The following is a 13,068-nucleotide window of genomic DNA, read 5'->3' on the forward strand; positions in this document are numbered from 1 at the left end:
GTCTCGTCGTCATCGGGGCTCTCGCCTCAGATCACGCCCTCCGAAAGGGTCGTCGGGTTGCCGAAGCGGTGGTTCGTGATCGACACGGCCTGCTCGTGCAGGAACGGCAGCATCTCGACGCGCCCCGCACCGGTCACGGCGTGCGACCATACCGCGACGTCGGGCGTTCCGCCCAGAGCCTCGAACAGTGCAGCCGGGTCGCCGCCGACGAGCCGCACGCGGCGCCAGGTGTGCGTGGCCTTGGCGGCCGCTTTCGCGAAGCCCTTGACCCAGGCCGCGTCCTTCTCGTGCGAGACCGCCACGCCCGCCGCGCGCAGCGCCTTCTCGACGCGCGACGGCAGCGCCGGGGCCGAGACCGTGAACGGCGAGCCGCTGCGCAGAGCGGCGGCGATCACGCGGATGCCGTCGGCGAGCGCCGCATCCTCCGCGATGCGCACGTCGACCTCGACCGGACGGTACCGGAAGACGTTGCGCTCGACGCCCAGCCCCGACTCGTCGGAGGTCACGCCGAACTCCGTGGTCCAGGCGCGCTCGTCGGCAGCGGCGGCGCGGTGCAGCCACTCGATCTCCACGGCGTCCAGGTCGCCGGCCGCGGCGTTCAGCAGCGACTCGACGACCGGCGCCGTCGCGGCACCCGGCGCGGCGGCCGGCAGCTCGGCGCGCGTCCAGTCGCCGAGGCCGAACAGGTAGTTCGGGCCGCCGGCCTTGGCTCCGGCGCCGACCGCCGAGCGCTTCCAGCCGCCGAAGGGCTGACGCCGCACGATCGCTCCGGTGATGCCGCGGTTGACGTAGAGGTTGCCGGCCTCGACCTCGTCGAGCCAGGTCGCCACCTCGTCGGAATCGAGCGAGTGGATGCCGGCGGTCAGGCCGTAGTCGACGGCGTTCTGCAGACGGATGGCCTCGTCGAGATCGTTCGCGCGCATGATGCCGAGCACGGGGCCGAAGAACTCGGTGAGGTGCGTGGTCGATCCGGGGCGGACGCCGATCTTCACGCCGGGCGTCCACTGGCGGCCCTCGTCGTCGAGCTTCCGCGGCTCGACGAGCCACTTCTCACCCTTGTCGAGGGTCGTGAGCGCGGTGAGCAGCTTGCCGTTCGCGGGCTCGATGATCGGCCCCATCTGGGTCGCGGGGTCATCGGGCAGTCCCACGCGCATGGAGGTGACGGCATCCACCAGCTGGCGCTCGAAGCGCTCGGAGTCGGCGACCGACCCGACGAGGATCGCGAGCGACGCCGCCGAGCACTTCTGCCCCGCGTGGCCGAAGGCGCTGCGGGCGACATCGGCAGCCGCGAGGTCGAGGTCGGCCGAGGGCGTGACGATGATGGCGTTCTTGCCGCTGGTCTCGGCGAGCAGCGGCAGGTCGGAGCGGAACGAGCGGAACAGCTGCGCCGTCTCGTAGGCACCCGTGAGGATGACGCGGTCGACGGCCTCGCTCGCGACGAGCTGCGTGCCGAGGTCGCGGTTCGCGAGGTCGACCAGGGCGAGCAGGTCGCGGGGCACTCCGGCCGCCCACAGCGCCTCGACCATGACGGCGCCGCAGCGCTGGGTGAGCTTCGCGGGCTTGATGATCACGCCCGAACCCGCGGCGAGGCCGGCGAGCACGCCGCCCGCGGGGATCGCGACCGGGAAGTTCCACGGCGGGGTCACGACGGTGACCTTCGACGGCACGAACTCCGCGCCCGTGATGGTATCGAGGTCGAGCGCGCGCTCGGCGTAGTAGTGCGCGAAGTCGATCGCCTCGCTCACCTCGGGGTCGGCCTCGGCGATGGTCTTGCCGGCTTCGTGCGCCATGATCTCGATGAGCTGAGCACGGCGGGCCGCGAGCTCGTCGCCGGCACGGTGCAGGATCTCGGCCCGCTCGGATGCCGGTCGCGCCGCCCATTCCGCGGCGGCGGCGGTCACATCGGCGAAGACCCCGTCGAGCTCGTGGGCGCTCTCGACCTTGGCGCGCGCGATCGCGTCGACCCCCAGCGTGGAGGCGACGGACCGCTGCACGATCTCGCGACCCCAGGCGCGGTTCGCACCGATCGCGGGGTCGGAGTCGGGCTGGTTGTGGAAGCCGGTCGTCCCCTCGAAGACCTCGGTCGTGCGGTCCTGCACGCGGTGCGACGACGGCACAGTGGGGTCGGCCACGAGGGCGGCGAGCGACCGCTCGAACCGCTCCCGCTCGCGGGTCAGCAGCGTCGGGTTCGAGGCGAGCTCGAAGACGGCCGACATGAAGTTCTCCGAGCTCGCGTTCTCCTCGAGGCGACGCACCAGGTACGCGATCGCCACGTCGAACTCCGCGGGGTTCACGACGGGCGTGTAGAGGAGCAGGCGCCCGACGTCCTTGCGCACGGCCTCGGCCTGGCCGGTCGCCATGCCGAGCAGCATCTCGTACTCGACGGCGTCTGTGACGCCGCGGTCCTTCGCGAGCAGCCACGTGTACGCGATGTCGAAGAGGTTGTGGCCCGCGACACCGATGCGCACGGCATCCAGGCGCTCGGGCGTCATGGCCCAGTCGAGCACGCGCTTGTAGTTCGTGTCGGAGTCCTGCTTGGTGCCGTAGGTCGCGAGCGGCCACCCGTGCACCTTCGCGTCGACCTCCTCCATCGCGAGGTTCGCGCCCTTGACGACGCGCACCTTGATGGGGGCGCCGCCCTTCGCGCGACGGGCGACGGCCCACTCCTGCAGACGCTGCATCGCGGCGAGCGCGTCGGGCAGGTAGGCCTGCAGCACGATGCCGGCCTCGAGGTCCTCGAGTCCGGGCTGGTCGAGGATGCTCGTGAACGCCGCGATCGTCAGGTCGAGGTCGCGGTACTCCTCCATGTCGAGGTTGATGAACTTCGCCTTGCCCTTCGACTCCGCGTCGGCGGCGAGGCGGTAGAGCGGGGTGAGCTTCTCGACGACGTCGGCCACGGCCTCGTCGAACGACCACATCGACAGCTGGCTGACCACGCTCGACACCTTGATCGAGACGTAGTCGACGTCGTCGCGGGCGAGGAAGTCGCGGGTGCCCTGCAGACGGCGTCCGGCCTCGCGCTCGCCCAGCACGGCCTCGCCGAGCAGGTTGAGGTTCAGGCGGTTGCCGGTCTTACGGAGCTTCGCGATCGCGGGGCCGAGCTTCGAGGGGGTCGCGTCGAGCACGAGGTGCCCGACCATGGCGCGCAGCACACGGCGCGAGATCGGCACGACGATCCCGGGCAGCTTGGGCGCCCAGAAGCCGCCGGCCTTGATCGCGAGGCGCAGGTAGCCGGGCAGCAGCGAGGGGGTGATGTCGGCGAGACCGGCGAGGGTGCGGCCGGCGACGCCGAGGTCTTCGGGGCGCATGACGCCGTCGACGAAGCCGACCGTGAAGGCCAGGCCGTTCGGGTCCTTCAGCACCTCGGACAGGCGCTGCGCGGCGGGCTCGACGGGGTGGGTCTCGCTCTCGACGAGCCAGCGCTCGACGAGGGCGGCGACGTCTTCGGTGCGGGGGGACGTGACGGGGGTGGTGGCGTCGGCGGCGACAGTCATCAGCGGGGAACCTTCCAGAGAGCGCACACCGGGTACGCGTGCGGCTCGATCATTCTCAGACGCCGCAGTAGGCTACGTCTATCAACCGATTCGGAGCATTTCCGTTCGGTTTTCCTGAACGATCGCGAAGGGGCCGGACGAGCGGATGCTGGACGTCAACCGCCTGAGGATGCTGGTCGAGTTCTCCCGTCTCGGCACGCTCTCCGCGGTGGCCGACGCACTCTCCTACAGCAAGGCCTCGGTGTCGCAGCAGCTGAGCGCCCTGGAGCGCGAGGTCGGCGTCCCGCTGCTGCGGCGCGTGGGCCGCGGTGTACAGCTCACCCCGCAGGGCGTCGTGCTCGTGGGCGAGGCAGTCGGCATCCTCGACCGTCTCGAGCAGGCCGAGGTCGCCGTCGCGGAGTCGCTCACCGAGGTCACCGGCACCGTGCACATCGCGGTCTTCCAGTCCACCGCCCACTCGCTGCTGCCCGGCGCCCTGGCGGCGCTCCGCGCCGAGCATCCGTCGCTCCGCGTCGAGGTCACCGAGAGTGATCCCGAGACGGGACTCGTCGGGGTGTCGAGCCGCGACTTCGACCTGATCCTCGCGGAGCAGTATCCGGGACGCACCCGCCCGATCCACGCCGACCTCGACCGGGTGGCGCTCGCGCACGATGCGATCGCGCTGGCCCGGCATCCCGGCGCCCCCGCTGCGACGGATGCCGTCGCCGCCCTGTGGGCCACGCGGGAGGAGCCCTGGGTGCTGGAGCCCGCGGGCACGGCGTCGCGGGCGTGGGCCGAGCAGCTGTGCCGCACTGCCGGCTTCGAGCCCGACGTGCGCTTCGAGGTCGCCGACCTCACCGCCCACGTGCGGCTGATCCGCGCCGGTCTCGCGGTGGGGCTGCTGCCCGAGCTCGTGTGGGCGGGCGAGCCGCCGACCGTCGATCTGACCCCTCTCCCCGACGAGCCGCGCCGCGAGATCTTCTCGTCCGCGCGCCGGGTGTCGGCGGCGGCCCCGTCGATCCGCGCGGTGCGGCGAGCGCTCGCCTCGACGGCATCCCGCAATCTGCTCGACTGACCCGCGCACCCGCCCGCGCCCGCGCCCGCCCGGGATGACGTCACAGAACGTCATGGGAATATGCGTGCACATGGATCCGTTGAGACCCTCGTACGCGGACGAAGGAGTCCGATCAGACTCCTTCCTGAAAGGCATCACCGTGAGCACTCCCGTCATCGATCGCACCGCCCCCGTCGAGCACCCCGTCCTCGACGTCCTCGCCGGACGCTGGAGCCCCCGCGCCTACGACGCGGAGAACACGATCGACGACGCCAAGCTGAACGCCGCCCTCGAGGCCGCGCGCTGGTCGCCGTCCGCCTACAACCTGCAGCCGTGGCGCTTCATCGTCGCGCGCCGCGGCACCGCCCTCTTCGACCAGGTCGCGAGCGCTCTCGTCGAGTTCAACCAGCTCTGGGCCACCAAGGCCTCGGCCCTCGTCGTGGCGATCGCCGAGACCGAGTCGGAAGACGGCAAGGCCATCAGCCACGCCGTCTACGACCTCGGCCAGGCCGTCGCGCACTTCTCGGTGCAGGCCCACCACGAGGGTCTCCTCGTGCACCAGATGAGCGGCTTCGACCCCGAGGTCGTGCGCGAGTTCGCCGACCTGCCCGCACGCTTCAGCGCCGTCACGGTCATCGCGGTCGGCCAGCTCGGCGACGCCTCCGGCCTCCCCGAGGGGCTGCAGCAGGGTGAGACCGCCCCGCGCGTGCGCCGTCCGATCGACGAGACGGTGATCCTCAGCGCCTGAGACCCGCCCTCGACAGATTCCCGACGCCCCGCCTGCACGACGCAGGCGGGGCGTCGTCGTCGCAGCGACCGATCAGCGAGCGAGGGCGCGTCGGCGGGCGGCGGCGAGGAGATCGAGATCGATCTCGACGTGATGCTGGGCGATGCGACCCGCATCCTCGACTCTCCCCTGGGCGATCGCGTCCACCAGTTCCGCGTGCTCGCGCGCGGCACGCTCCTCCATCGCCGGACGACTCTCGGAATCGCCCCACAGGTGCGCGGGCGCCACGATCGACAGGCTCCGCTCGTGTTCGCGCACGAGCGACGCGAGTGTCTCGTTGTGCGCCGCGTCGATGATCGAGAGGTGGAGGAGGCTGTCGGCCCGCTGCCGCTCGGCGCCGGACGCCGCCGCCAGGAAGTCGTCGAGGCGGGAACGCATCAGATCGATGTCGGCCGTCGTTCGCGAGAGCGCGGCGAGCCTCGCGATCGCCCCGTGCAGGTGGGTGCCGGCGATCGTCGCGTCGACGAGCCGAGGCCACTGGTCCTCGAGCCAACGCGTCACAGCCGCGGACTCCGACGCCGGCCATTCCTCGCGCACGAACGATCCCCCGGTGCGGCCGCGCTGCTTCTGGAGGATGCCGCGGTCGACCAACCGCTCGAGCGCCGCTCGCGTCGTGGTGCGGCCCACCCCGAGCGATCGGGCGAGGTCGCGCTCCGCCGGCAGCCGGGTTCCCGGCAGGAACTCGCCGATCGCGACAGCCGTGACGAGGCGGTCGGTGATCCGGTCGATGAGCGTGTCTTCGGTCTCCGTCATATCCCCTCCAGTGTTACATCGATGTGAAATCGCGAAATCAATGGTTTACTCTCAGACCATTTAGGGCCACGATGTGCTCATGCGCATCCATGAGTCCTCGTCCCCGTTCCGCGACGGCTTCACGTGGTTCCGGATCACCGAGCCCGACACGCCCCGCGACCTCGACCCCGTCTTCATCCTGCACGGCGGCCCCGGCATGGCTCACGACTACGTGCGCAATCTCGATCGGCTGGCCGATCTCACGGGCCGCACCGTGGTCCACTACGACCAGATCGGGTGCGGACGCAGCTCGCACCACCCGGACGCACCCGCCGACCACTGGACTCCCCAGCTCTTCGTCGACGAGTTCCATGCCCTCCGCGAGCACCTCGGCATCGACACCTACCACGTGCTCGGCCAGTCATGGGGCGGGATGCTGGGTGCGGAGATCGCCGTGCGCCGACCACAGGGCCTGCGCGGGCTGATGATCTGCAATTCCCCCGCATCCATGCCGCTGTGGACGAGCGAGGCAGCTCGGCTCCGCGTCGACCTGCCCGTGGCCACGCGCTACGCGCTCGACATCCACGAAGCCGACGGCACGACCGACCACCCCGATTACGTCGCCGCGACGCAGGTCTTCTACGAGCGCCACGTCTGCCGCGTCGTGCCGACCCCTCAGGACTTCGTCGACAGCGAGCAGCAGATGCTCGCCGACCCGACGGTCTATCACACGATGAACGGTCCGAACGAGTTCCACGTGATCGGGACGCTGCGGGAGTGGTCCGTGATCGACCGCCTGCCGTCGATCGACGTACCGACACTCGTCGTCGCCGGCGAGTTCGACGAGGCGACCCCCGCCACCTGGCGTCCGTTCGTCGAGAGCATCCCGGACGCACGGTCGCACGTCTTCCGCGACGCCAGCCACTGCGTTCACCTCGAGCAGCCTGACGAGTTCCTCGGAGTGATCGCCGAGCATCTCGCCGGTCGACCCTGACCCGCCGGCCTCCGCCACGCCCCTCCACCCCCTCACTGTCCAGGAGTCCCGATGACCTCGACCACCTCGTCCGGAGACCAGCCGCGGCTGGAGTCCTTCGGCTACAAGCAGGAGCTCAAGCGCTCCGTCTCCACCGTCGACCTCGTGGTCTACGGCCTCGTGTTCATGGTGCCGATCGCTCCGTGGGCGATCTTCGGCGTCGTGTTCAACGAGTCGAAGGGCATGGTGCCCCTCGTCTACCTCGTCGGACTCGTCGCGATGATCTTCACCGCACTGGGCTACGCGCAGATGGCCAAGTCCTTCCCCCTCGCGGGGTCGGTGTTCTCCTACGTCGGCCGCGGCACGCATCCTGTCGCCGGGTTCTTCGCCGGATGGGCGATCCTCCTCGACTATCTGCTGGTGCCGACGCTGCTGTACGTGTTCGCCGCGTCGTCGATGCGCGGGATCTTCCCCGAGTCGCCCGAGTGGTTGTGGGCCATCGCGTGCGTCGCGGTGAACACCGTGATCAACGTGCTCGGCATCGGGTCGATCACGGTCGCGAACCGCGTCTTCCTGGCCATCGAACTGGTGTTCGTGGCGATCTTCGTGGTCATCGCGGTCTCCGCCCTGACCGGCGAGACCATCGCCGGATCGTCGTTCTCGCTCGCGCAGTTGTGGGACCCGGCAAAGGTCGACCCGCCGCTGATCGCCGCCGCGCTGTCGATCGCCGTGCTCAGCTTCCTCAGGTTCGACGGAATCTCGACGCTCTCCGAGGAGACCACCGGCCGCAAGAACCCGGCCGGCCGCGCCATGATCATCGCGCTCTTCATCGTCGCGACCCTCTTCATCCTGCAGACATGGCTCGCAAGCGCTCTCGCCGCCGGCACGATCGCCTTCGACGACGACGAGGTCAACAACGCGTTCTTCTCGATCGTGGCGCAGGCGGCCGGCAGCGGATGGGCAACGGCATTCCTCGCCGTGAACGTGATCGCGGTCGGTATCGCGAACGCGGTGGCCGCGCAGGCCGCGACCTCACGCCTGCTGTACTCGATGAGCCGCGATCGTCGCCTCCCGGCGTTCTTCTCGAAGATCAACGCGCGGCAGGTGCCGGTATACGCGATCCTGTTCGTCAGTGCGCTGAGCATCATCCTCGTGCTGTTCTTCGTGGGGCAGATCGAGCTCATCTCCTCGCTCGTGAACTTCGGCGCTCTGTTCGGATTCCTCCTCCTGCACGTCGCGGTGTTCTGGCACTACGTGATCCGGCGCCGCTCGCGCAACTGGCTGCTGCACGTCGTGGTGCCGTTGTGCGGGTTCCTCATCATCGGCTACGTGCTCGTCAACGCCTCCGACCTCGCCAAGATCGGCGGGCTCGTATGGCTCGTCATCGGCGTCGTCGTCTTCCTGATCTTCCGCGCACGCAACGGCGCGAACCCCGAACTGCTGTCGGAGCACGCGGCCGATCCCGTCGACGCGGGCCCCGCCGCCGGGAGCACGCGATGACCGGCATCGATCACCTCCTCGGGAAGGAGCTCGGCCGGCCGGGGTTCCGCGCCGACGTGGAGCCGGTACTGCGCATCCGCCCGGGCACGGGTGAGCGGATCGGCTTCGAGACGGATGACGCGGTCTACCGGGAACTCCACGACCATCACGACCTCGCGGCACTCTCGGCGCCCATCAACCCCGTCACGGGTCCCGTGTGGGTGGAGGGTGCTCACCCCGGCGACACGCTCTCCGTCACGGTGCACGAGATCCGCCTCAAGGACTGCGGGTGGTCGGTGAGCCTCCCCGGCACAGGAGCGCTGCGACACCGGATGGGAGACACCGTGCTCACCCGGCGCATCCCCCTCGACGAGGCGGGAGTGCATCTCACGAACCGACACGTCGTCGCCCCGCAGCCCATGATCGGATGCATCGGCACGGCGCCCGCGTCGGGCGTGAACTCCACGGTGATGCCGACCACGGCGCTCGGCGGCAACATGGACGTGACCGACGTCGCTCCCGGAGCCATCGTCTACCTGCCGGTCGAAGTCGAGGGAGCGCTGCTCTCGATCGGCGACATCCACGCGATCATGAGCCAGGGCGAGTCGTCGTTCGTCGCGATCGAAGCCGAGGGCGTCGCAGTCGTGAGCATCGACGTGATCCCCGGTCTGGCGCTGCGCGCTCCCCGCATCGAGACACCGGACGCCTGGGTGTTCGTCGGGCTCGGCGACCCCGTGCAGGAGAGCATCACGCGGGGGTACGAAGACGCCTACGACTTCCTGGTGTCGACGCACGGGTGGGATCGGATGGACGCGTACGCCGTCATGAGCGCGCTGGTCGACTCGACGCTGGGCGGCCCCACGGGGTCGAGTGACCCCGACCCCCTGCATCCGTTCGCCGCGATCGGCGCCGTCACCCTGCACCGCGTGCCGAAGAGGATCCTCTAGAGCCGGCGGCCGCCGATCCGCCGTCGACGCCTCAGTCGTCGAGGAGCTCGGCCTCGACGACCTCGTCGCCTCCGTCGTCGGGGCGCTCGGGCTCGGGGCTCGTCGCGGTGAGGACGAGCGCCGTGCCGTCGGCCGCGACGTCGACGCGCACGGTGTCGCCGTCGTGCACGCCGCCCGAGAGCAGCGCGGTCGCGAGCTTGTTCTGCACCTCGGTCTGGATGAGACGCCGCAGAGGCCGCGCGCCGAACACCGGATCGTAGCCGCGCTCGGCGAGCCACGACCGGGCGTCCGGCGTGACCGCGAGCGAGAGCCGGCGGTCGCGCAGCCGCTCGTGCAGTTGGTCGACCGACAGTTCGACGATCTGCGCGAGGTCGTCCTCGCTGAGCGCCTGGAACATCACGATGTCGTCGAGCCGGTTGAGGAACTCGGGACGGAACGCCTGCCGCACGAGCGCCATGACCTGCTCGCGCCTCTCGTCGGGCGCGAGCGTCGGATCGATGAGGATCGGCGACCCCAGGTTCGAGGTGAGGATCAGGATGACGTTCGAGAAGTCGACCGTGCGCCCCTGTCCGTCGGTCAGGCGGCCGTCGTCGAGCACCTGCAGCAGCACGTCGAACACCTCGGGGTGCGCCTTCTCGACCTCGTCGAGCAGCACGACGCTGTACGGGCGGCGCCGCACGGCCTCCGTGAGCTGGCCGCCCTGCTCGTAGCCGACGTAGCCCGGAGGGGCGCCGACGAGTCGCGAGACGGAATGCTTCTCGCCGTACTCCGACATGTCGATGCGCACCATGGCGCGCTCGTCGTCGAACAGGAAGTCGGCGAGCGCCTTCGCGAGCTCGGTCTTGCCGACACCGGTCGGCCCGAGGAACAGGAACGAACCGGTCGGGCGACCGGGGTCGCTGATGCCCGCGCGCGAGCGGCGCACGGCATCCGACACGGCCTTCACGGCATCCTTCTGCCCGATCAGCCGGCGACCGAGCTCGGACTCCAGGTGCAGCAGGCGCTCGCTCTCGCCCTGCAGCAGGCGCCCGACGGGGATGCCGGTCCACGCCGCGATCACGGCGGCGATGTCCTCGTCGGTGACCTGTTCGTTGACCATGCGCTCCTCGCCGACCGACGCGGCCTCGGCCTGCTCGGCCTCGGCGATGTCGCGCTCGAGGCGCTTGATTGTCTCGTACTCGAGCTTGGAGGCACGCGTGTAGTCGGCCTCGCGCATCGCGAGGTCGCGCTGGGTGACGGCGTCGTCGAGCTGCTTCTTGAGCTCGCCCACGCGGTTGAGCCCCTGGCGCTCGCGCGCCCACCGGGATTCGAGCTCGGCGAGCTGCGCCTCCATGCCGACGAGCTGCTCGCGCAGCGTGGCGAGGCGCTCCTTCGAGGCGGCGTCCTTCTCGCGCTTGAGGGCGAGCTCCTCGAGCTTCATACGGTCGACCTGGCGCTTGAGTTGATCGATCTCGACGGGCGAGGAGTCGATCTCCATCTTCAGGCGCGACATCGACTCGTCGATCAGGTCGATGGCCTTGTCGGGCAGCTGCCGCGCGGGCAGATACCGGTTCGAGAGCGCCGCGGCGGCGACCAGCGCACTGTCCGAGATCGTGACCCCGTGGTGCGCCTCGTACCGGCCCTTGAGCCCGCGGAGGATCGCGATCGTGTCCTCGACGGTCGGCTCGCCCACGTACACCTGCTGGAAGCGGCGCTCGAGCGCGGCATCCTTCTCGATGAACTCGCGGTACTCGTTGAGGGTGGTGGCGCCGATCAGGCGCAGCTCGCCGCGGGCGAGCATGGGCTTGAGCATGTTGGATGCCGCGACCGACCCCTCGCCGCCGCCAGCGCCCATGAGCACGTGCAGCTCGTCGATGAACGTGATGACGCGGCCGTCAGACTCGGTGATCTCCTTGAGGACGCTCTTCAGGCGCTCCTCGAACTGCCCGCGGTACATCGCCCCTGCGACCAGGGCGGAGATGTCGAGCGACACCAGCTCCTTGTCCTTCAGCGACTCCGCCACGTCGCCCGCGACGATGCGCTGGGCGAGACCCTCGACGACCGCGGTCTTGCCGACGCCTGGCTGGCCGATCAGCACCGGGTTGTTCTTAGTGCGGCGGGTCAGCACCTGGCTGACGCGGCGGATCTCGCTGTCGCGGCCGATCACGGGGTCGAGCTTGCCCTGGCGGGCGCGGTCGGTGAGGTTGATCCCGAACTGCTCGAGGGCGGACTGCTGGTCGTCGTTCTGCGCGCTGGTCTGTGGGCCTGGCATCTGTTCCTCCTGAGGAGACTCCTTGCGTTGATTCACGCCCACCAAAGTTGAGTGGACTTGACTCAAGTTTAGCGCACGGCGACGACGGCGTCCAGGATCGCGCGGGCGACCTCGCGCTTCGTCCCCGCGGCAGACGCGACGACCGCGCCACCCTCCCCGACGACCTCGACCGCGTTGTCGGCCGACTCGAAGCCGCGCACGGCGTCGACGAGGTTGACCGCGAGCAGGTCGACGCCCTTGCGCTCGCGCTTGCGACGCGCGCGCTCACGACGCTCGTCAGCGCTGTCGGCGGTCTCGGCGGCGAACGCCACGATCGTCTGCCCCGCCGGCGCCCCGCCGCCGGTGCGCGAGACGGCGAGGCCCGCCACCACGTCCTCGTTCTCGACGAGCTCGATGCTCGTGAGCGCGCCCGACTCCTTCGTGAGCTTCTGATCCGACACGACCGCCGGCCGGTAGTCCGCGACGGCGGCGGCCATGACGATCACGTCGGCCTCGGCCGACAGCCGTTTCATGACATCGGCCAGCTCGGCCGCGGTGCCGGCGCGCTCGACCACGACCGACGGATGCCGGCACTCGGCGGTCACGTCGGCCGAGACGTGCGCGGCGACGAGCGTGACCGCGGCTCCGCGCGAGGCGGCCTCCGCCGCGAGCGCCGCCCCCTGACGACCGCTCGAGCGATTGCCGAGGAAGCGCACCGGATCGATCGGCTCGCGCGTGCCACCCGCCGACACCACCACCCGGAGGCCCGCGAGATCCTGCGGGGCGAGCAGCGCACGTGCGGCCTCGGCGATCTGCTCGGGCTCGACCATGCGGCCGGGGCCGCTGTCGCCGCCCGCGAGCTCTCCGTCGGCCGGTCCCACCAGGTGCACGCCGCGGGCGCGGAGCGTCGCGATGTTCGCCTGCGTGGCGGCGTTGCGCCACATCTCGGCATGCATGGCCGGGGCGAGCAGCACGGGCGCCTCGGTCGCGAGCAGCGTGGTGCCGAGCAGGTCGTCGGCGATGCCCGCGGTGATCTTCGCGATCGTGTTCGCCGTCGCGGGCGCCACGATCACGAGGTCGGCGTTCTGCCCGAGGGCGACGTGCCGCACGCGCGCGACGTCGTCGTGCACGCTCGTCGTGACCGGATGCCGGCTCAGCGCCTCCCACGTCGGCGTGCCGACGAAGCGCAGCGCGTCCTCGGTCGGCACGACGGTCACCTCGTGTCCGCTCTTCGTGAGCAGTCGCACCAGGTGCACTGTCTTGTATGCGGCTATTCCACCCGTGACTCCGACGACGATGTTCACGGTTCGATTCTGCCCCAGCATCCGGAGCCCCGGGGCGGCATCGCTCCGACCCGCCCCGCTCGAGCCGGTGCGACCACGCCGACCTAGAC

At 70.4% G+C, this 13,068-nt stretch carries 9 protein-coding genes; 5 read left to right on the forward strand and 4 right to left on the reverse strand.

Annotated elements, in window-relative coordinates; genetic code table 11:
- Positions 1-26: 26 nt before the first annotated feature.
- The gene (locus ACIPYT_RS02955) at positions 27-3,494 is read right to left on the reverse strand and encodes a proline dehydrogenase family protein (protein WP_401070488.1); all 3,468 of its coding nucleotides are present in this window, start codon (positions 3,492-3,494) and stop codon (positions 27-29) included.
- A gap of 145 nt (positions 3,495-3,639) precedes the next feature.
- Between ACIPYT_RS02955 and ACIPYT_RS02960 the strand changes: the two genes are divergently transcribed.
- Complete coding sequence (locus ACIPYT_RS02960; RefSeq protein ID WP_401070490.1) at positions 3,640-4,548, forward strand: LysR family transcriptional regulator; 909 nt, start codon at positions 3,640-3,642, stop codon at positions 4,546-4,548.
- Positions 4,549-4,687: 139 nt separating this feature from the next.
- On the forward strand, positions 4,688-5,275 hold the full coding sequence (locus tag ACIPYT_RS02965; RefSeq protein WP_401070492.1) for a nitroreductase family protein: 588 nt from the start codon (positions 4,688-4,690) through the stop codon (positions 5,273-5,275).
- 72 nt (positions 5,276-5,347) lie between these two features.
- Here the strand turns inward: ACIPYT_RS02965 and ACIPYT_RS02970 are convergent, their stop codons facing one another.
- Positions 5,348-6,067, reverse strand: a complete 720-nt coding sequence (locus ACIPYT_RS02970; RefSeq protein WP_401070494.1) for a FadR/GntR family transcriptional regulator — start codon at positions 6,065-6,067, stop codon at positions 5,348-5,350.
- Positions 6,068-6,146: 79 nt separating this feature from the next.
- On the opposite strand from ACIPYT_RS02970, the gene ACIPYT_RS02975 reads away from it, so the two are divergent.
- Genes ACIPYT_RS02975 through ACIPYT_RS02985 form a run of 3 tightly spaced genes read left to right on the forward strand, consistent with a single transcriptional unit; the run spans position 6,147 to position 9,445 of the window.
- Positions 6,147-7,040 carry a proline iminopeptidase-family hydrolase gene (locus ACIPYT_RS02975; protein WP_401070495.1) on the forward strand — a complete coding sequence of 298 codons (894 nt, stop codon included), beginning with the start codon at positions 6,147-6,149 and terminating at the stop codon, positions 7,038-7,040.
- 51 nt (positions 7,041-7,091) lie between these two features.
- Complete coding sequence (locus ACIPYT_RS02980) at positions 7,092-8,519, forward strand: APC family permease (protein ID WP_401070497.1); 1,428 nt, start codon at positions 7,092-7,094, stop codon at positions 8,517-8,519.
- Positions 8,516-9,445 carry an acetamidase/formamidase family protein gene (locus ACIPYT_RS02985; protein ID WP_401070499.1) on the forward strand — a complete coding sequence of 310 codons (930 nt, stop codon included), beginning with the start codon at positions 8,516-8,518 and terminating at the stop codon, positions 9,443-9,445. Before ACIPYT_RS02980 ends, ACIPYT_RS02985 begins: the two co-directional genes overlap by 4 nt.
- 31 nt (positions 9,446-9,476) lie before the next feature.
- On the opposite strand, the gene ACIPYT_RS02990 is transcribed toward ACIPYT_RS02985, so the two are convergent.
- Together ACIPYT_RS02990 and coaBC are read right to left on the reverse strand one after the other, a co-directional pair.
- Entirely contained in the window at positions 9,477-11,696 is a 2,220-nt protein-coding gene (locus ACIPYT_RS02990) for an ATP-dependent Clp protease ATP-binding subunit (protein ID WP_401070501.1), read from the reverse strand.
- 68 nt (positions 11,697-11,764) lie between these two features.
- Positions 11,765-12,979, reverse strand: a complete 1,215-nt coding sequence (gene coaBC / locus ACIPYT_RS02995) for a bifunctional phosphopantothenoylcysteine decarboxylase/phosphopantothenate--cysteine ligase CoaBC (RefSeq protein WP_401070504.1) — start codon at positions 12,977-12,979, stop codon at positions 11,765-11,767.
- Between the last annotated feature and the right edge of the window lie 89 nt (positions 12,980-13,068).

This window comes from Microbacterium sp. NPDC089695 (genome assembly GCF_044749085.1).
Taxonomy (GTDB): domain Bacteria; phylum Actinomycetota; class Actinomycetes; order Actinomycetales; family Microbacteriaceae; genus Microbacterium.

Excerpts from the sequence above, each read along its gene's own strand:
- ACIPYT_RS02955 (WP_401070488.1), bottom strand. The coding sequence starts at position 3,494 with ATGACTGTCGCCGCCGACGCCACCACCCCCGTCACGTCCCCCCGCACC.
- ACIPYT_RS02960 (WP_401070490.1), top strand. The coding sequence starts at position 3,640 with ATGCTGGACGTCAACCGCCTGAGGATGCTGGTCGAGTTCTCCCGTCTC.
- ACIPYT_RS02970 (WP_401070494.1), bottom strand. The coding sequence starts at position 6,067 with ATGACGGAGACCGAAGACACGCTCATCGACCGGATCACCGACCGCCTC.
- ACIPYT_RS02975 (WP_401070495.1), top strand. The coding sequence starts at position 6,147 with ATGCGCATCCATGAGTCCTCGTCCCCGTTCCGCGACGGCTTCACGTGG.
- ACIPYT_RS02980 (WP_401070497.1), top strand. The coding sequence starts at position 7,092 with ATGACCTCGACCACCTCGTCCGGAGACCAGCCGCGGCTGGAGTCCTTC.
- ACIPYT_RS02985 (WP_401070499.1), top strand. The coding sequence starts at position 8,516 with ATGACCGGCATCGATCACCTCCTCGGGAAGGAGCTCGGCCGGCCGGGG.
- ACIPYT_RS02990 (WP_401070501.1), bottom strand. The coding sequence starts at position 11,696 with ATGCCAGGCCCACAGACCAGCGCGCAGAACGACGACCAGCAGTCCGCC.